The following is a 19,255-nucleotide window of genomic DNA, read 5'->3' as shown; positions in this document are numbered from 1 at the left end:
AGCAGCGGTGACCGCGGCGGCCGGGGCCGCGGTCGGACCACCCATCGGCGGCGAGGGTTTGCGCGGAATGTCACCCAGGGTCCCGGACCGAGTGGGAGGCGACGCGCATGTTTGGGCACCCGGCCGTGGCGGCAACGGGCACAGCGTAGCCGGTGGGCGCCATCGCACCGTCCGACTCATGCCCGCACCATGCGGGTTGCCCCCACCGCGGCGCCGGCCGCTCGACGGCCGCCCTGCCTGACGGGCGCGTGCCGCGACCGCTGCACGACGGGCGCCTGACGACCGAGGAAGAGCCGCGCGCCGATGGCACCGCTGCAACACCCTCTACAGCCAGTCGCGCTTCTTGAAGACGACGTACAAGCTCGTGCATACCAGCGCCATCAGCAGAATCGCGAAGGGGTAGCCGAACGCCCAGTGCAGCTCCGGCATGTGCGCGAAGTTCATCCCGTAGATCGTCCCGACTAGCGTCGGGGCGAACAGAATCGCCGCCCAGGCCGAGATCTTCTTGATCTCCTCGTTCTGCTCGAACCCCGCCTCCGCCAACGCCCGCATCTCCGCGTTCTGTTGCTGGGTCACCAGGGTCGCGTTGACCGTGAGGATGTCCGTCAGGGCCTGGCGGAAGCCGTCGACCCGCTCGCTGGTGTGGGTGACGTGGTCGGCGACGTCCCGCAGATACCGTTGCAGTTCCTCGTCCGTGCCGTACTTGGCGAAGCCTGCCATCAGGCCGTGCAGCATGCCGACGAGGGGGCGGGTGGCGCGCTGGAACTCGACCATTTCACGGGAGAGTTCGTAGATGCGACGGGAGACCGCGGGGTCGCCGCCGAAGACCTCGGTCTCGATCTCGTCGATGTCGTTCTGGACGCCGGCCACGACTGGCACGTAGCCGTCGACCACCGCGTCCAGTATCGCGTACAGCACCGCCTCCGGGCCCAGTTTCAGCAGCTCGGGCGTCTCCTCCATGCGGTGGCGCACCGCCGACAGGTCGGGGGCCGCGCCGTGGCGGACGGTGATCACGAAGTCGGGGCCCACGAAGACGTGCAGTTCGCCGAACTCGACCTCCTCCGGCGCGTCGAGATACCGGGCCGCCCGCAGCACGACGAACAGCGTGTCGCCGTAGCGTTCCAGCTTCGGGCGCTGATGGGCCTCCATCGCGTCCTCGACGGCCAGCGGGTGCAGATCGAACTCGTCGGCGAGGGAGAACAGTTCTCCCTCGGTGGGGCGGGCCAGACCGATCCACGCCATGCCCGACGGCTGCTCGCGCAGTTCGCGGTAGGTGTCGGCGAGGCCGGCGGGGGAGGAGACGCGGACGCCGTCCTGGTAGACGACGGCCTGGACCACGCTGGGGATCTCCGTGGGCAGCGGCTCCGGGGCCTCGGGGGCGGGGGCCGGGGTCTTCGGCGGCTGGGTCGGGGGGAGGGCGCGGCGCCAGCCGGACCTTCTGGAGTTCTTCGCGGCGGGTCGGGCGCGTCGCTTGGACATCGCGCTGCCTCCCGGGTCTGGCCTGCGGATGTGTGATCGTTCAGCAGGATCGTTCAGGTTCAGCAGGATATACGGGGCAGACGGTATCGGCGGGGCGGTCGGCCCGGGGGCCGGTGAGAGTTGCGGACAGAAGCTGTCCCGAGGCCGCGTTAGCGTGCGCGGCATGACCAGGACGAAGCCCGTCGTGACCGCCCCCGTGCTCGGCACCCGCGCCCTGAACCGCGCGACCCTCGCCCGGCAACTGCTGCTGCGGCGCTCCCCCTGTCCGCGGCGGCGGCCGTGGAGCACCTCGTCGGCCTCCAGGCCCAGGAGGTCAGGCCTCCGTACTACGCGCTCGCCGCCCGCCTCGACGGCTTCACCCTCGAGGAGCTGTCCGGGCTGCTGGCCCGCCGCGCGGCCGTCCGTATCGTCACCCTGCGCTCGACCATCCACCTGCACACCGCCGACGACTGCCTCACCCTGCGGCCGCTGGTGCAGCCCGCCCGCACCCGGGAGCTCAGCCTCTTCCGCAAGGGGCTCGCCGGCGTCGACCTGGACCGGCTCGCCGCGCTCGCCCGTGACCTGGTCGAGGCCGAGCCGCGCACGATGGGGCAGCTGCGCGAGGCCCTGCTCGTCGAGTGGCCGGACGCCGACCCGCAGGCCCTGGCCGTGGCCGCCCGGTGCACGCTCCCCCTCGTCCAGGTCACCCCGCGCGGGCTGTGGGGCCGCAGCGCCCAGGTCGCCCTCACCACCGCCGAGCACTGGCTGGGCCGCCCCGCCGAGCCCGCCGCCGGACCCGACACCGCCGTGCTGCGCTACCTCGCCGCCTTCGGACCCGCCTCCGTGAAGGACATGCAGACCTGGTCCGGCCTGACCCGGATACGCCCCGTCTTCGAACGGCTCCGCCCCGGCTGGTCACGTTCCGCGACGAGCACGGCGTCGAGCTCTTCGACCTCCCCGACGCGCCCCGTCCCGACCCGGACACCCCGGCCCCGCCGCGCTTCCTCCTGGCGGTGCGGAGCACCGCCGCATCACTCCGAAGAGCGTTTGGTACGCTCGCCGCATTGTCGGGGACGACAACCAAGTCCCCAACAAACCGAGCAAGTCACGTACTTGCTCCGGCGGCCGGAAGGGTCGTCGCCGGGCAGGCATGACCTGTCAAACTCCCCGGAGCGATCCAGGGGAGAATCTCCCGGATTTATCCGGGAGAGAACTTCAATACCCGCTCCTCGTCGACGCTTTCCTTGCCGGTGTGTGGCGGCCCCGAACGCGTGGAAAGGGGGCGCTGCGGGCCGCTCGTGGAGGCCCGCAACGCCCCCCGGTCACTCACCTGAGGGGTACTCAGGAACCCTTGGCCCGGCTACGAGTTGACCTGCGCGGTCACCAGGCTCGAGAAGGTGGTCAGGCGGGTGTAGATGCCCGGGTAGCCGGCGGCCGCGCAGCCCTCGCCCCAGGAAGTGATGCCTGCCAGGACGCCCCCGATGAGCAGGGGACCGCCGCTGTCGCCCTGGCAGGTGTCCACGCCGCCGGAGGTGTACCCGGCGCACACCATGTCGCTTGCGACGAAGTCCGAGCCGTACGAGCCGGCGCAGCTGGAGTCGGAGACCGTCGGGACCGTCGCGGTGCGCAGCTGGTTGGAGGAGCTGCCGCCCGAGGAGGTGGTGCCCCAGCCGAGGACGCGGGCGGTGGTGCCGGCCGCGTGGACCGAGGTCTGCGAGGAGGAGACGTACGGCGCCGTCGTGTACGGCATGGACGTCGACAGGGTCAGGACGGCGACGTCGTCGCCGTTGGTGACGTCCGTGTAGCCCGGGTGGATCCAGATCTTGCTGACCCGGCTCACCGTGCCGTTCGTGCCGTTCAGGTAGGTGCGCCCGCCGACCACGCGGACGCTGCTGGTGGTCTCACCGACCATGCAGTGCGCGGCGGTGACGACCTTCGTGGGGGAGACCAGCGTGCCGCCGCAGAACTGGTCCTGCGAGGCGTCCGTGATCTGCATCATGAACGGGTACGCGGTCGTGGTGGTCGTCGTGCCGCCGACGATGGGCTGCGGGGCGGCGACGGCGGCGGGGGCGGTCAGCAGCGCGGTCGCGGCGGCGGCAGCGGCCGCCGTGAGGACGGCGGCGGTCTTTCTGAGACGGGTGAGCCCGAGCATGAGTCTCCTCAAGGGGTTGCCGGTGGGGGGTCGCGCGGGTGTGGGGGGTTGAGCACGGGGGTCTCGGAACAGACCCCCGCGTGCCCGGCGAGCGGCACGCCCTTACGCTAGAACTCGGAACGCTTCCCTCCCAATGAGGGAACTCCCTAGGGGAGTTGGGAAGGGAAATCCCTCGGTTCCCCGCAACAGGCCCTGCGCGGGCTGCACTTGGTGTACAGCTTCACTTCGCGTACGGCTTGATTTCGCGTACGGCCCTCACCTGGCGTGGCGCCCCGCCGCGAGTCTGACGATGTCCACCCGCGATCGGATCCCCAGCTTGCGGTAGACCCGGGTGAGTGTGGCCTCGACCGTCTTGACGCTGATGAACAGACGTCCGGCGATCTCCCGGTTGGTCGCGCCCTCCATGACGAGCGCGGCGACCTGACGCTCCATCGAGGCCAGCCCCTCCAGCGCGTCGAGCGCGGCGGGCGCGGCCACCGGGACGGCCGGCCGGACAGACGGGCCCGCGGCGGCCGCCGCGTCCACCTGACGCAGCCAGGGCAGCGCCCGGCACCGCCTGAACAGCCGCGCCGCCTCGTCGTACGACGCCGGGCCCGGACGCCCGGCGCGCAGCCGCGCCGACTCGAAGGCGGCCCGCGCCTCCTCGAGCCCGTAGCCCAGCTTGGCCAGCCGGTCCTGAACGGACGTCAACTGGGCGAGCGCCGCCTCGTGTTCACCGCGCGCCGCGCGCACCAGCGCCTCGGCCCGGTCGAGGACGGCCAGCACGCTCTCCCGGCCGAGCCGCATCGCCTGCTCACGCGTCACGTCGATGACGTCCTGCGCCTCGGCCGGCTCACCGATGCGCACCAGCGCCTCCGCGAGGTCCCCGTGCCAGCGGCCGCGCGCCGGGTCCGTCACGCCGAGCCCCTGCTCCAGCTCCCGCACCCGGCGCAGCGACACGACCGTGCCCTGGGCGTCCCCGGCTACCAACTGGACGTAGCCGAGGGCGGCCAGGGCCCGGGACATGTAGATCTGGTCGCCGTCCTCCTCGGCGTGCTGCACCGCCTCCCGGGCCAGCGCCAAAGCCCTGTCCACATCCCCGCCCGAGGCCTCTGCGATGGAGGTGAGCACGGCGGAGGCGACCTCGCCGATGCCGGAGTCGCGGGCCAGGCGCAGGCTCTCGCGGGCCAGGTCGAGAGCCCGGCCGCAGTGGCCCGAGCGCAGTTCGGTCTCGGCGAGCAGGCGCAGGAAGTGCACCTCGCTCTCGACCATGCCGCGCCGCTGCACCTCGCGCAGCAGCGCGGTCACGGTCCTACGGGCCTCGGGCAACTGGTCGCTCATCAGCAGCCAGCGCAGGCGCGTCGAGCCCGCGCCGTTGTGGTGGCACGCCACCTGCGGATCCTGCGGCTCCTTCAGCGCCCGCTTGATGGTCGCGGGCGCGCCCGGGTGGCCCATCAAGGTCTCGGCCTGCGCCTGGAAGGCAAGCGCCAGCAACTCGGTTCGCCGGTCGCCGGCCCGGGCGGCCAGGTCCGCCGCGTGCGCGGCCTCCTCCCGGCCCTCCGCGAAGTCGCCCTCCACCACCAGGGCCCGCCACGCCAGCTGGTAGTGCACCAGGGCGAGCAGCCGCGGATCGTCGCCGGCGTCGGCCAGTACCTGCGGGAAGACGGCGTCGACCTCCCCGAGGGCCTGCCCGGCCGCCTCGATCACCACCATCCAGGCCCGCACCCGCTCCGCGGGCACCGTGGCCCGGGTCAACACCTCGCGGGCGATGTCCCGGGCGAGGTCCACCTCACCGGCGGTGATCGCGTCCTCGGCGGCCTGCAAGCGCTGGTCGTCGGGGCCGGGTACGCCCTCGGCCGGTGTGTGCCGGCCGGCCAGCAGCCCGAGGGACGCGGCGACAGACGGTGCCCCGCGGTCCCGGGCGAGCGCGGCGGCCTCCGCGAGCCGCGCCGCCACCTCCGGGTCCGTGCCGGTGGTCGCCAGGGCCAGATGCCGGGCCCGCTCGATCGGATCGGAGGCCGCCGTGGACAGCGCCGCGTGCGCGGCGCGCCGCTCCTGCGCGGATGCCTCCGCGTACAGCGCGGCCGAGATCAGCGGATGCGTGAAGCGTACGGCGGGCCCCTCCGGCTCCGTGGCCAGCAGCCCGAGTTCGGCCGCCCGGGCGGTCTCCGCCTCGGCGCTCTCCCGGCCGGCCGCGTGCAGCAGGGCAAGCGTGGGGCGGGCGCCCGCGCTGGCCACGAGGAGGGTGTGCCGGGCCTCGTCGGACAGCATCCCCAGCCGGTTGAGGACGAGGGCCCGCAGCGAGGTCGGCACCGGCAGCGGCTCGCCGGGCCGCGGCGGGGTCGGGTTCTCGGCGAGGGCACGGCCGAGTTCCAGCGCGAAGAGCGGGTTGCCGCCGCTGGTGCGGTGGATGTCCCGGACGGTGGAGCGCGGCAGGTCGGTGTAGCCGCGGTCGTCGAGCAGCGCGGACACCTGGGCGCGGGAGAGCGGGCCCAGACGGACGGCCAGGGTGTCCGGGGGAGAAGCGCGCAGATGGCGGTCGTACTCCTGGCCCTGGGTCCGTACCGCGTACAGCACCTGGACCGGGGTGTCGCCGAGCCGGCGGGCGGCGAAGCCGAGGAGTTCGGCACTGGCCGGATCCAGCCACTGCACGTCGTCGGCGACGATCAGGACGGGACCGTCGGCGGCGAGCGCGCGCAGCGCGGACAGCACCGCCAGACGCAGCGCGAGGCCGTTGCGCTGGAGGGTGGACTCGCCGCGGCCGGTGAGAGCCGACTCCAGGGCGGTGCGCTGGGCGGCGGGCAGCTTCTCGGACACCTCGTCGAGGACCAGACCGAGGAGGTCGGCCATGGCCAGGAAGGGGAGATGGGATTCGGACTCCGTGGCGGAGCAGCGCAACACGGTACGGGCCGCTCGGGCGTAATCCGCGGCCAAAGACCGCAGGACGGTCGACTTTCCTATTCCTGCGGGCCCGTGGAGCAGCACACTGCCCCCACGGCCGAGCTGCTCACGCGCCGCCGTGAACGGTTCCTCCCGGCCGATGACCAGGTCGGGGCGGCTTCGGGCAGGCTCCTTGAAGTCCCGTCGCACGGTCACCGCTCCCTCCGTGTGTCGTGTTCGGGCCAAATTCTAGGCAACGATTCGTTGAAATTCGGAGCGGCGACGTGGTGAGGGAACTAACAACCTCGATGTATAGGCAAATTCAGATGAGCGTTGAATGACTGGGAGGGCTCGTCCGCTGCAGCAGTGCCCCCGCTCCGGTTCGGGGTAGTGAGACCTGCGTCATGGATTACACGTCGGCAACGAGCCGCCCGGCAATGGTCCGGTAACGAGGAGGACAGATGACGACGGCGACGCAGCAGTTCCGCACGGCGCGGGACTTCCTGCTGGAGCACCGCGAGGACTACGCCACCGCCTACGAGGGCTTCGCCTGGCCTCGCCCCGAGTACTTCAACTGGGCGCTCGACTGGTTCGACGTCGTCGCGGCCGGAAACGACCGCACCGCCCTGCACATCGTCGAGGAAAACGGCCGCGAGACCCGCCTGTCCTTCGCGGAGCTGGCCGAGCGCTCCGACCGGACGGCCAACTGGCTGCGCGAGCGCGGCGTCCGCGCCGAGGACCGGATCCTCGTCATGCTCGGCAACCAGGCGGAGCTGTGGGAGACCGCGCTGGCCGCGATGAAGTTGCGCGCGGTCGTCATCCCGGCCACCCCGCTGCTCGGCCCCGCCGACCTGCGCGACCGCGTCGACCGAGGCCGCGTCCGGCATGTCGTCGTCCGCTCCGAGGACACCGGCAAGTTCGCCGAGGTGCCCGGCGACTACACGCGCATCGCGGTCGGCGGGGCGCCGGCGGGCTGGCAGCCGTACGAGGACGCCTACGCCGCCCCCGCCGGCTTCACGACCGACGGCCCCACCCGGGCCGACGACCCGCTGATGCTGTACTTCACCTCGGGGACGACCGCCCGCCCCAAACTGGTCGAGCACACCCACACCTCGTACCCGATCGGGCACCTGGCGACCATGTACTGGATCGGCCTGAAGCCCGGCGACGTGCACCTGAACATCTCCTCGCCGGGCTGGGCCAAGCACGCCTGGTCCAATCTCTTCGCCCCCTGGAACGCGGAGGCGACCGTCTTCATCCACAACTACGACCGGTTCGACCCGGCCCGGCTGATGACCGAGATGGACCGGGCGGGGGTGACGACCTTCTGCGCCCCGCCCACCGTCTGGCGCATGCTCATCCAGGCCGACCTCACCCAGCTGCGCACCCCGCCGCGCGAGGCGGTGGCCGCCGGAGAGCCGCTCAACCCCGAGGTCATCGAACAGGTCCGCAGGGCCTGGGGCGTGACCATCCGCGACGGTTTCGGGCAGACCGAGACCGCCGTGCAGGTCTCCAACAGCCCCGGCCAGCCGCTGAAGACCGGCTCCATGGGCCGCCCCAGCCCCGGCTACCGCGTCGAACTCCTCGACCCGGTCACCGGCGCACCGGGCGCGGCCGAGGGCGAGATCGCGCTCGACCTGTCCATGCGACCGGTCGGCCTGATGACCGGCTACCACGGCGACGCGGACCGTACGGCGGAGGCGATGGCCGGCGGCTACTACCGGACCGGCGACATCGGCGCCCGGGACGAGGACGGACACATCACGTACGTCGGGCGGGCGGACGACGTCTTCAAGGCCTCCGACTACAAGATCTCCCCGTTCGAACTGGAGAGCGCGCTGCTGGAGCACGAGGCCGTCGCCGAGGCGGCCGTCGTGCCCGCCCCCGACGAGCTGCGCCTCGCTGTGCCGAAGGCGTACGTCGTCCTCGCCGACGGGTGGCAACCCGGACCCGACACGGCGAAGGTGCTGTTCGAGCACTCGCGCACCGTCCTCGCCCCCTACAAGCGCATCCGGCGCCTGGAGTTCGGTGAACTGCCCAAGACCGTCTCCGGCAAGATCCGCCGCATCGAGCTGCGCGAGGCCACGGCCGCGGGCTCGCAGAACGAGTACCGCGAGGAGGACTTCCGGTGACTCCGGAGTCGTCGCACATGTCGTAGACCCGCGGGGCCGGCGAAATCCCGTTCGCAAAGGCGGCGTTGACGTCTGGACGGATCAACTTCCTCGAGTGGCTGCTCCGTCCAGGTACGCCACCGCCTGTACCGGCGGGATCATGGTGAACATCAACCCGCGCCCACCGCGCACGACCGGCGTGTTTTTCTTCCTTGTCCGACCGCCCAGCGCACACCGATCGTTGCACGCCGGTGCCGTAGGCCGTGTCGGCGCCGCGCGCGGCGTGTGCGCTCGGCTGTTCGGGGGGATTGCTGTTGTGCATCTGGCGTGGCGGCGCCCGTCGGGCGCGTACTTGTGAGACCGACCGGGGCCGCCCATCTCACTGTCGGGGGATGGCGGTCAGTGGTGCCCAACTTCGATCACCGGCGGTAGCAGCCCCCAGCAGTGCGGCGACAAGAGGCGGCCTCGACCAGCCTCGATCTCTCTGGAGGGCCGCATTCATGCCTGGCACTGTAACCCTGGTCTCCACATCGCCGAATCCATCGGTCTTCGGTCAGCCGGTGACGCTGACCGCGACCATCATCCCGCTCGGGGCGGGGACTCCGACGGGGACGGTCACCTTCACCGTCACGGGCGGGCCGACCGTGACGGCGCCCGTCGTGGGCGGTACCGCGACAGCGACGGTCAGCAACCTGCCCGTCGGAAGCCTCCCGGTCACGGCCACCTACAGCGGTGACGCCAACTTCACCTCGTCGACGGGGGCCAACGTGCAGGTGGTCCTCAAGGCGTCCACCCGGACGACGGTGACCTCCTCGCCGGACCCGTCCGTCTTCGGCCAGCCGGTGACGATCACGGCGACGGTGGCACCGGTGGCGCCCGGTGCGGGGACGCCGGCGGGCACCGTCACCTTCGTCATCAGCGCGGGGCCGACGCTGACGGCGCCGCTGGTGGGGGGAACGGCGACGGTCACCACCAACACGTTGAGCGTCGGCCCGCACACGATCACCGCGGTCTACGGCGGGGATGCCAACTTCCTGCCGTCGACGGGGACGGACACGCACACGGTCCAGGGCAAGGCGGCCACCACCACGACAGTGACCTCCTCGCCGGATCCGTCGGTGGCGGGCCAGCAGGTGAGCTTCACCGCCACCGTGGCGCCGGTGCCCACGGGGCTGGGCACGCCCACAGGCACGGTGACCTTCACCTTCGGCGACGGGTCGCCGCCGACGACGGTCCCCCTGGTGGGAGGTACGGCCACGGTCAACCACACCTACACCAGCGCCACCGGCAGCCCGTACTTGGTCACCGCGACCTATAGCGGGAACGCCAACCTCGACCCCTCCACGGGCACCGACACCCAGACCGTGCTGCCGGCCACGACGACCACGACAGTGGCCTCGTCGCCGGATCCGTCGGTGGTGGGTCAGCCGGTGAGCTTCACCGCGACGGTGGCGCCGGTGGCGCCCGGTGCGGGGACGCCGACGGGGACGGTCACGTTCACCTTCGGGGACGGGTCGCCGCCGGTGACCGTGCCGCTGTCCGGTGGCACGGCCACGACCACGCACGCCTACACCAGCACTACGGGCAGCCCGTTCACGGTGACGGCCACCTACAGCGGCAGCGGGAGCTTCACCCCGTCGTCGGGCACGGACACCCACACCGTGGGTGCCTCGGACACCACCACGACGGTGACTTCTTCGCCGGATCCGTCGGTGGTGGGGCAGCCGGTGAGCTTCACCGCGACGGTGGCGCCGGTGGCGCCGGGCGCGGGTACGCCGACGGGCACGGTCACCTTCGACTTCGGTGACGGCAGCCCGGCCGAGACGGTGACCCTGGTGGGCGGCACGGCGACGGCGTCCCACACCTACACCTCCACGACCGGCAGCCCGTTCACGGTGACGGCCACCTACAGCGGCGACGCCAACTTCACCGGCTCGACGGACACGGACACCCACACCGTCAGCCCCTCGGCCACGACCACGACGGTCACGTCCACGCCGGACCCGTCCACGGTCGGCGAGGAGGTGACCATCACCACGACGGTGGCGCCGGCGGCACCGGGGACCGGCACACCCACGGGTGACGTCACCATCAACTTCGGTGACGGCAGCCCGGCCGAGACGGTGACCCTGGTGGGCGGCACGGCGACGGTCACCCACACCTACACCTCCACGACCGGCAGCCCGTTCACCATCACCGCCTCCTACGGCGGGGACGCCAACTTCACGGGCTCGGCCGGTACCGACACGCAGACGGTGACCCCGGCGGAGACTGAGGTCACCGTGGTCTCGGATCCGGATCCGTCGGTGGTGGGGGAGCAGGTGTCGTTCACTGCGACGGTTGCTGCCGTCGCGCCGGGGGCGGGGTCCCCGACAGGGACGATCACCTTCGACTTCGGCGACGGCAGCGCGCCGGTGACGGTACCGGTCGCGGGCGGTACCGCGACGGTCACCCACACCTACACCACCACGACCGGCAGCCCGTTCACCGTCACCGCGGACTACAGCGGCGACGCCGACTTCCAGCCCGCCACCGGTACCGACACGCAGACGGTGACCGCGGCCGGGACGGAGGTGACCGTGGTGTCGGCTCCGGATCCGTCGGTGGTGGGGGAGCAGGTGTCGTTCACTGCGACGGTTGCTGCCGTCGCGCCGGGGGCGGGGTCCCCGACGGGGACGGTGACGTTCGCCTTCGGTGACGGCAGCCCCACTGAGACGGTGCCGGTGGCCGGTGGTACGGCGACGGTGACGCACACCTACACCAGCACCTCCGGCAGCCCGTACGCGGTGTCGGCGGTGTACAGCGGTGACGGCAACTTCACGGGCTCGACGGGTACCGACACGCAGACGGTGACCGCGGCCGGGACGGAGGTGACCGTGGTGTCGGCTCCGGATCCGTCGGTGGTGGGGGAGCAGGTGTCGTTCACTGCGACGGTGGCGCCGGTGGCGCCGGGGGCGGGGTCCCCGACGGGGACGGTGACGTTCGCCTTCGGTGACGGCAGCCCGACCCAGACAGTGCCGCTCGCCGGTGGTACGGCCACCTCCACCCACACCTACACCAGCACCTCCGGCAGCCCCTACCCCGTCACCGTCACCTACAGCGGCGACGCCAACTTCAGCACCTCGACCGGCAACGACACCCAGACCGTCGAAGCGGCGGCAACCACCACCGAGGTCACCACCAGCCCCGATCCCTCGGTGGTCGGCCAACCCGTCGACATCACCGTGGTGGTGTCCACCGAGGCACCCGGCACCGGTACTCCGACCGGAGACGTGATCGTCAGCTTCGGGGACGGGTCACCCACCGAGACAGTGACACTCGTGGGCGGGACTGCGACAGTCACCCACACCTACACCAGCGCCGTGGGCAGCCCGTACACCGTCACCGCCACCTATGCCGGCAACGCCGACTTCAGCACCTCCACCGGCACCGACACCCAGACCGTCGACATCGCCGGAACGACCACCACGGTGACGTCGACTCCCGACCCGTCGGTCTTCGGCGAGCAGGTGACGATCACCGCCACGGTGACACCCACGCCGCCCGGAGCCGGTACGCCCGGCGGGACGGTGTTCTTCGTCATCAGCGGCGGACCGGTGCTCAGCGCTCCCGTCACGGGGGGCACCGCCACCGTCACCACCGCCGCCATGACGACAGGCCCCCACACCATCAGCGCCATCTACACCGGCAACAGCAACTTCGGCCCGTCGGTGGGCACCGACACCCACACGGTGAACCCGTCGCCCACGACGACCGAGGTGACATCGGCACCCGACCCGTCCCTGGTCGGCGAGCAGGTGACCGCCACGGCGACGGTGACCGCGGACGCTCCGGGTGCGGGGACGCCGACGGGCACGGTCACCTTCGACTTCGGCGACGGCTCCACGCCGGTCACCGGAGTCGTCGTGGGCGGGACGGCCACGGCCACCCACAGCTACGCCACGGCGACCGGCAGCCCGTTCACCATCACGGCCACCTACGGCGGAGACACCAGCTTCGCAGGCTCCTCGGACACCGACTCCCACACCGTCGGCGCGTCGGACACCAGCACCACGGTGGCCTCCACACCTGATCCGTCGGTGGTCGGCGAGGAGGTGACGGTGACGGCGACGGTGACCGCGGACGCTCCGGGTGCGGGGACGCCGACGGGCACGGTCACCTTCGACTTCGGTGACGGCAGCCCTGCCGGGACGGGGACCCTGGTGGGCGGCGTGGCCACGGTCACGCACGCGTACGCCACCACGGCGGGCAGCCCGTACACCATCACCGCGACCTATGCCGGGAACGGCAACTTCAACTCGTCCACCGGAACCGACACACAGACCGTGGGCCAGGCCGCGACGACCGCCACCGTGGCGTCCGCTCCTGATCCGTCGGTGGTCGGCGAGGAGGTGTCGGTGACGGCGACGGTGACCGCGGACGCTCCGGGTGCGGGGACGCCGACGGGCACGGTCACCTTCGACTTCGGCGACGGGACGGGGACGACCTCCGCGACGTTGACGGGCGGGGTGGCCACGGCCACACACGTCTACACGGATTCGGCGGGCAGCCCGTACACCATCAGCGTCTCGTACGGTGGGGACGCCAACTTCGCGGGGGACACCGCGACGGACACCCAGACGGTGAACCAGGCCGCGACCACGGCGGCGGTGACGTCCGCTCCTGATCCGTCGGTGGTGGGCGAGTCCGTGTCGGTGACGGCGACGGTGACCGCGGACGCTCCGGGTGCGGGGACGCCGACGGGGTCGGTCACCTTCGACTTCGGCGACGGATCGCCGGCCGTCACCGAAACCCTCGCCGGAGGAACCGTGACGACCACGCACGTCTACACGGACCTGTCGGGGAGCCCGTACACCATCAGCGTCTCGTACGGTGGGGACGCCAACTTCGCGGGGGACACCGCGACGGACACCCAGACGGTGAACCAGGCCGCGACCACGGCGGCGGTGACGTCCGCTCCTGATCCGTCGGTGGTGGGCGAGTCCGTGTCGGTGACGGCGACGGTGACCGCGGACGCTCCGGGTGCGGGGACGCCGACGGGCACGGTCACCTTCGACTTCGGCGACGGGACGGGGACGACCTCCGCGACGTTGACGGGCGGGGTGGCCACGGCCACACACGTCTACACGGATTCGGCGGGCAGCCCGTACACCATCACGGCGACCTACGGTGGGGACGCCAACTTCGCCGGGGACACCGCGACGGACACCCAGACGGTGAACCAGGCCGCGACGACCGCCACCGTGGCGTCCGCTCCTGATCCGTCGGTGGTCGGCGAGGAGGTGACGGTGACGGCGACGGTGACCGCGGACGCTCCGGGTGCGGGGACGCCGACGGGCACGGTCACCTTCGACTTCGGCGACGGGACGGGGACGACCTCCGCGACGTTGACGGGCGGGGTGGCCACGGCCACACACGTCTACACGGATTCGGCGGGCAGCCCGTACACCATCACGGCGACCTACGGCGGGGACGCGAACTTCGCCGGGGACACCGCGACGGACACCCAGGTCGTTGACGCCGCCTAGCAACCCAGGCACAGCAGCTGAATGCCGCCGTGGGCGGTCAGGCGCCCGCGGCGGCATTCAGTTCGTCGGCGACGGCGTTGACCGGCCGTGAGGTGCCCGTCAGGTCGAGGACGAACAGGGCGATCCCGAGGGCGTCCGCGCGTGCGCGGGCGTCTTCGGCGTATCCGCAGACGGAGAAGTACACGCAGTCCGCCGACTCCGTCATGGCCGTGAGCCACAGGCACTCCACGTCGCGGAGGGTGGCCGGGCGCGCCGACGGGTCGACCTGGGCCAGCAGGCCGGGGGCGGCGAGCCCGATGCCGGACGGCGGCCGCTGGTCGGCGCGGCGGAGATCCCGGTGGCCGAGCCGGCGCAGGTGGAGGGCGGCGGCGGTGACGGCGTCGAGGGCGGTACGGATGGTCACGGAACCCTCGGCGGGGCGTGGGGCGGTGCCCGCCCTGGCGACCGGGATCCGCAGCACCGTCCCGCAGGGGCAGCCCAGTTCCGGGCGCGGCCACTGACCGGCGCGGTCACAGGCGGGACAGCGTACGGTGACCCACTCGTCGTCCCAGGAGCGGTGGGTGACGGGCGTCGGGGTGCCGTCCCGGTCGAGCGGAGCCGTCACGGACGCCCCGCACGCGCACGGATAGGACGGCGCTGAGTAGAGATGCGCACGCCGACAGGCCGGACAGCGCACCGACACGCTCACGGACATGGACCCATCGTCCTTCAGCACACCCTTGCCTGTCCGCCGCTTCGTCCGTCTCTTGACGGGCTCCGGCCGCCCACCTACATTACTTTCAGATAGTAGAAGTTGGATTCCGCAATGCGGAAGAAAAATCTGGAAGTGCTCACCGCGGGGCGCGACGGGAGTGCGAATCCGACAGCCGAAGCTGGAGTACTAGATGGCTCGAATGACCGCTGCCCGTGCGGCAGTTGAGATCCTCAAACGCGAGGGTGTCGCCGACGCGTTCGGTGTCCCCGGTGCGGCGATCAACCCCTTCTATGCCGCGCTCAAGGCCTCCGGCGGCATCACCCACACCCTCGCCCGGCACGTCGAGGGTGCCTCCCACATGGCCGAGGGCTACACCCGCACCCACCCCGGCAACATCGGCGTGTGCATCGGCACCTCCGGACCGGCCGGCACCGACATGATCACCGGCCTGTACTCCGCGACCGGCGACTCGATCCCGATCCTGTGCATCACCGGCCAGGCCCCCACCGCGGTGATCCACAAAGAGGACTTCCAGGCCGTCGACATCGCCTCCATCGCCAAGCCGGTGACCAAGATGGCGGTCACCGTCCTGGAGGCCGCGCAGGTCCCCGGCGTCTTTCAGCAGGCCTTCCATCTGATGCGCTCCGGCCGCCCCGGCCCGGTCCTGATCGACCTGCCGATCGACGTCCAGCTCACCGAGATCGAGTTCGACCCGGACACGTACGAGCCGCTCCCGGTCTACAAGCCGGCCGCGACCCGCGCCCAGATCGAGAAGGCGATCGGGATGCTGAACGCCGCAGAGCGCCCGCTGATCGTCGCCGGCGGCGGCATCATCAACGCCGACGCCGCCGAACTCCTCGTGGAATTCGCCGAACTGACGGGCACTCCGGTTGTCCCGACCCTGATGGGCTGGGGCGTCATCCCCGACGACCATGAGCTGAACGCCGGCATGGTCGGCCTGCAGACCTCGCACCGCTACGGCAACGCCACCTTCCTGGAGTCCGACTTCGTCCTCGGCATCGGCAACCGCTGGGCCAACCGCCACACCGGCAAACTGGACGTCTACACGGCCGGCCGGAAGTTCGTCCACGTGGACATCGAGCCGACCCAGATCGGCAAGATCTTCGCCCCCGACTACGGCATCGCCTCCGACGCGAAGGCCGCACTGCGCCTCTTCGTCGAGGTGGCGCGGGAGTTGAAGGCGGCGGGCGCGCTGCCCGACCGCTCCGTCTGGGCCGCCGCCGCGCAGGAGAAGAAGGCGAAGCTCCAGCGCCGTACACACTTCGACAACATCCCGATCAAACCGCAGCGCGTCTACGAGGAGATGAACAAGGCCTTCGGCCCGGAGACCCGGTACGTCACCACCATCGGCCTCTCGCAGATCGCCGGCGCCCAGATGCTGCACGTCTACCGGCCGCGGCACTGGATCAACTGCGGCCAGGCCGGCCCGCTCGGCTGGACCGTCCCGGCCGCGCTCGGCGTCGCCAAGGCCGACCCGGAGGCGTCCGTCGTCGCCCTGTCCGGCGACTACGACTTCCAGTTCATGCTCGAGGAACTGGCCGTCGGGGCGCAGCACAAGATCCCGTACGTCCATGTCCTCGTCAACAACTCCTACCTCGGCCTGATCCGCCAGGCACAGCGGGCGTTCGAGATCGACTTCCAGGTCAACCTGGAGTTTGAGAACCTCAACTCGCCTGAGCTGGGCGTCTACGGCGTCGACCACGTCAAGGTCGCCGAGGGCCTGGGCTGCAAGGCGATCCGGGTGACCGACCCGAACGAGCTGGGCGCGGCCTTCGAGGAGGCCAGGAAGCTGGCCGCCGAGTTCCAGGTGCCGGTGGTCGTCGAGGCGATCCTGGAGCGGATCACCAACATCTCGATGTCCGGCACCAACGACATCAGCAACGTGGTGGAGTTCGAGGAACTCGCGACGGAGCCCGGGCATGCGCCGACGTCGATCAGGAAGCTGAAGGTCTGACGCCTGTCCTGGACAAACGGCAGCGAGGGGCCGCGCACCCGCCGCGAGTGGGCCGGCCCCTCGTCGTCGTTGTCGGGTTCAGTCCCCGCCGCCTCCGCCACCCCCGCCGCACCCGTATCCGCCGCCTCCGTAGTGGTAACCGCCGGATTCGCCGTCGCCCTGGCCCGGTGCTTCCTCCGCGCCGAACGTCCGGCGGAGGTCGTTGCCCCGGCCGAACGGGAAGCGCCCCTCGTCAGCGAGCACGCTCCGGCCGACGAGCCCCGAGGCGTGGGCGAAACGCGGCAGGAGGGCGGTCAGGGCCCGGTCGCCGAACAGCGCGGCCGCGAGCAGCAGCTCCTCCTCCACCAGCCCGTCCGGGTGCGCGGGGAGCGGGTGCCGCTCGCGGAGGGCCGCCAGGTGGCGGCGGGCGGCGCGGGTCGGGCCGGGCAGCGTCGAGCGCAGGAGCCCGACCGCGGCGAGTTCGCCGCGCATCCGCGCCAGGGCGCGACGTACCACCGACCGGCCGAGCAACTCCCGTATGCCGGCGGGCCGGTAGAGGCCGACGCGTACCGCCTTCTCCAGCGGGTGCAGTGGGGCCGGGGCGTCCGCGCCCGGCGGCGTCGCCTTGCGCAGGGTCCCCGGTCGGCCGGCTTCGACGATGCCCCGCAGATGCAGCGCCAGCACGGCGACCGTGACGGCGGCGCGCGGGCCGCCCCGCAGCAGCGCGATCTCGTGCGGCTCCAGCCGGTCCGTCGTTCCGTCACCCATGACACACCCCCGACCCCACGGGGCCCGCCACCCCCGTGCCGGCGGTCCCATGTGAGGGGTATCTGCCCGCGTCGGCGCGGGGGCGAAGCATCCCGGGGCGGGTTCAGAGGTTGATTTGAGGGTGCCGTAGCCGGCGTACGTCCCTTGACGTACACGCGTCATTCGGTGCCGGGCTGCTCGTGATGCTCCGACAGCCCGGGCCAGTCGTCCGGGCCGCCGCCCTGCCATTCGATGAGGTCGCTCTCCTCGACCTCGATCGTGTCCAGATCGGCCAGACGCAGGATCTCGACGACGTCGTCCAGGTGAGTGGCGATGCCGAGGGTCTCGTCGCCCGAGGTGACCCGGCGGGAGCCGTCGAGGGCAGGGGGGTGCACGACGACGTGCGGGGGCTGTGTGGGGTGTGCCATGCCTCCAGGTTGCTGCGGGCGGGGCGAATCCGCACGTCAGCCGGGAGGGCGGGCGGGTGTGTGACGTTGTGGCCGTCCGGCGGTGCGAGGCTGGGCGCGACAGGACGTTCGCGCCGCCGGACGGAGTCGGTGTGGCTGGGACCGCGGCGGTGCGACGGAACCGGGGCGCCTTCCCTCAGGTCGAGAAGGGAGCCTCGGGACCTTCACCACCGCACTGGCTCGCACGCCGCCGCGGTCCTCGCCTGCCCGCCCCGTCCGAGCGACCACCCCTCATTCGGGTCGCTCGGTCTCGGCGGGCTGTGCGCCCGGGATCCGACCTCCCGTCAGATGCCGGACGCAGTACAGGGGGCGTGGGTTCCGGGCGGTGCCGTCGCCTGGGCGCGACAGGACAGGTGTCGGCGGCGGCGCCGCCCGGAGGTTTCAGAGTTGGGCGCCGGAGAGGCGCTCGACCGCGCGCAGCAGCGCGGAGTGGTCCAGGCCGCCGTCGCCCTGCGTGCGCAGGGAGGCCACCAGCTGGGCGACCACGGCACCGACCGGCAGGGCCGCGCCGACGGTGCGGGCCGCGTCCGTGACGATCCCCATGTCCTTGTGGTGCAGGTCGATACGGAAGCCCGGCTTGAAGTCCCGGTTGAGGAAGTTGTCCTTCTTGCGGGTCAGCACGGTCGACCCGGCCAGCCCGCCGCCCAGGACGTCCAGCGCGGCCTTCAGGTCCACGCCGGACTTCTCCAGGAAGACCACGGCCTCGGCGCAGGCCTGGATGTTCACGGCGACGATCAGCTGGTTGGCGGCCTTCACGGTCTGGCCGGAGCCGTGCGGACCGCACAGCACGATGGTCCTGCCGAGCGCCTCGAAGATCGGCTTCGCCTGGTCGAAGTCGGCCTGCTCGCCGCCGACCATGATGGACAGCACGGCCTCGATGGCGCCGGCCTCACCGCCGGACACGGGGGCGTCCAGGACGCGGATGCCCTTGTCCTGCGCCGCGGCGGCCAGGTCGACCGACGTCTGGGGCGTGATCGAGGACATGTCGATCAGCAGGGCGCCGGACCGTGCGTTCTCGAGGATGCCGTCCGGGCCGTAGGCGATGGCCTCGACCTGCGGGGACGCGGGCACCATCGTGATGATCACGTCGACGTCCCGGACCGCCTCGGCGATGGAGGCGGCGGCGGTACCGCCGGCGGCGGCCAGCCGGTCCAGCTTCTCCTGCTCCAGGGTGTAGCCGGTGACGTCATAGCCCGCCTTGATCAGGTTCTCGGACATGGGGGAGCCCATGATGCCGAGGCCGATCCAGGCGATCTTGGGGCGGTTGCTCATGATGGGAGTGCCT

General features: G+C 71.8%; 10 protein-coding genes and 1 pseudogene. 4 read left to right on the top strand and 7 right to left on the bottom strand.

The genetic code is table 11. The features are described from left to right. Positions 1 to 324: 324 nt before the first annotated feature. Positions 325 to 1,479: a magnesium and cobalt transport protein CorA gene (locus ACKTSN_RS09730; protein WP_409468716.1), complete on the bottom strand. Its 1,155-nt coding sequence runs from the start codon at positions 1,477 to 1,479 to the stop codon at positions 325 to 327. Between the two features lie 163 nt (positions 1,480 to 1,642). Between ACKTSN_RS09730 and ACKTSN_RS09725 the strand changes: the two are divergent. Further along, a pseudogene (locus ACKTSN_RS09725) lies at positions 1,643 to 2,465 on the top strand (winged helix DNA-binding domain-containing protein); the annotation flags it as partial. Between the two features lie 353 nt (positions 2,466 to 2,818). On the opposite strand, the gene ACKTSN_RS09720 reads toward ACKTSN_RS09725, so the two are convergent. Together ACKTSN_RS09720 and ACKTSN_RS09715 are read right to left on the bottom strand one after the other, a co-directional pair. Further along, positions 2,819 to 3,610, bottom strand: a complete 792-nt coding sequence (locus ACKTSN_RS09720; protein WP_409468715.1) for a S1 family peptidase — start codon at positions 3,608 to 3,610, stop codon at positions 2,819 to 2,821. Between the two features lie 255 nt (positions 3,611 to 3,865). After that, positions 3,866 to 6,685 carry a helix-turn-helix transcriptional regulator gene (locus tag ACKTSN_RS09715; RefSeq protein ID WP_409468714.1) on the bottom strand — a complete coding sequence of 940 codons (2,820 nt, stop codon included), beginning with the start codon at positions 6,683 to 6,685 and terminating at the stop codon, positions 3,866 to 3,868. A 245-nt stretch (positions 6,686 to 6,930) separates the two neighbouring features. On the opposite strand from ACKTSN_RS09715, the gene ACKTSN_RS09710 reads away from it, so the two are divergent. Further along, positions 6,931 to 8,601 carry an AMP-binding protein gene (locus tag ACKTSN_RS09710; RefSeq protein ID WP_409468713.1) on the top strand — a complete coding sequence of 557 codons (1,671 nt, stop codon included), beginning with the start codon at positions 6,931 to 6,933 and terminating at the stop codon, positions 8,599 to 8,601. Between the two features lie 479 nt (positions 8,602 to 9,080). Further along, a complete protein-coding gene (locus ACKTSN_RS09705) occupies positions 9,081 to 14,108 on the top strand; it encodes a beta strand repeat-containing protein (RefSeq protein WP_409468712.1) in 5,028 nt (1,675 codons plus the stop codon). 37 nt (positions 14,109 to 14,145) lie between these two features. Here the strand turns inward: ACKTSN_RS09705 and ACKTSN_RS09700 are convergent, their stop codons facing one another. Further along, positions 14,146 to 14,802, bottom strand: a complete 657-nt coding sequence (locus ACKTSN_RS09700) for a hypothetical protein (RefSeq protein ID WP_409468711.1) — start codon at positions 14,800 to 14,802, stop codon at positions 14,146 to 14,148. Positions 14,803 to 14,992: 190 nt separating this feature from the next. Between ACKTSN_RS09700 and gcl the strand changes: the two genes are divergently transcribed. Then, on the top strand, positions 14,993 to 16,777 hold the full coding sequence (gene gcl / locus ACKTSN_RS09695; protein ID WP_409468710.1) for a glyoxylate carboligase: 1,785 nt from the start codon (positions 14,993 to 14,995) through the stop codon (positions 16,775 to 16,777). A 78-nt stretch (positions 16,778 to 16,855) separates the two neighbouring features. Here the strand turns inward: gcl and ACKTSN_RS09690 are convergent, their stop codons facing one another. The 3 genes from ACKTSN_RS09690 to ACKTSN_RS09680 form a co-directional block, all read right to left on the bottom strand. Further along, complete coding sequence (locus ACKTSN_RS09690; protein WP_409468709.1) at positions 16,856 to 17,524, bottom strand: TIGR04222 domain-containing membrane protein; 669 nt, start codon at positions 17,522 to 17,524, stop codon at positions 16,856 to 16,858. Between the two features lie 158 nt (positions 17,525 to 17,682). Beyond that, positions 17,683 to 17,931, bottom strand: coding sequence for a hypothetical protein (locus ACKTSN_RS09685; protein WP_385515177.1), 249 nt, complete (start codon positions 17,929 to 17,931; stop codon positions 17,683 to 17,685). Between the two features lie 420 nt (positions 17,932 to 18,351). Beyond that, on the bottom strand, positions 18,352 to 19,242 hold the full coding sequence (locus ACKTSN_RS09680; RefSeq protein WP_409468708.1) for a 2-hydroxy-3-oxopropionate reductase: 891 nt from the start codon (positions 19,240 to 19,242) through the stop codon (positions 18,352 to 18,354). Between the last annotated feature and the right edge of the window lie 13 nt (positions 19,243 to 19,255).

It is taken from the genome of Streptomyces flavusporus, assembly GCF_046267975.1.
GTDB lineage: Bacteria > Actinomycetota > Actinomycetes > Streptomycetales > Streptomycetaceae > Streptomyces > Streptomyces flavusporus.
Note: the sequence above shows the minus strand (reverse complement) of the source record. Positions and strands in the feature narration are given on the sequence as shown.

Bases quoted from the DNA above. Each gene is read 5' to 3' on its own strand.
- ACKTSN_RS09730 (WP_409468716.1), bottom strand. From the start codon at position 1,479: ATGTCCAAGCGACGCGCCCGACCCGCCGCGAAGAACTCCAGAAGGTCC.
- ACKTSN_RS09720 (WP_409468715.1), bottom strand. From the start codon at position 3,610: ATGCTCGGGCTCACCCGTCTCAGAAAGACCGCCGCCGTCCTCACGGCG.
- ACKTSN_RS09710 (WP_409468713.1), top strand. From the start codon at position 6,931: ATGACGACGGCGACGCAGCAGTTCCGCACGGCGCGGGACTTCCTGCTG.
- ACKTSN_RS09705 (WP_409468712.1), top strand. From the start codon at position 9,081: ATGCCTGGCACTGTAACCCTGGTCTCCACATCGCCGAATCCATCGGTC.
- ACKTSN_RS09700 (WP_409468711.1), bottom strand. From the start codon at position 14,802: ATGTCCGTGAGCGTGTCGGTGCGCTGTCCGGCCTGTCGGCGTGCGCAT.
- gcl (WP_409468710.1), top strand. From the start codon at position 14,993: ATGGCTCGAATGACCGCTGCCCGTGCGGCAGTTGAGATCCTCAAACGC.
- ACKTSN_RS09690 (WP_409468709.1), bottom strand. From the start codon at position 17,524: ATGGGTGACGGAACGACGGACCGGCTGGAGCCGCACGAGATCGCGCTG.
- ACKTSN_RS09685 (WP_385515177.1), bottom strand. From the start codon at position 17,931: ATGGCACACCCCACACAGCCCCCGCACGTCGTCGTGCACCCCCCTGCC.
- ACKTSN_RS09680 (WP_409468708.1), bottom strand. From the start codon at position 19,242: ATGAGCAACCGCCCCAAGATCGCCTGGATCGGCCTCGGCATCATGGGC.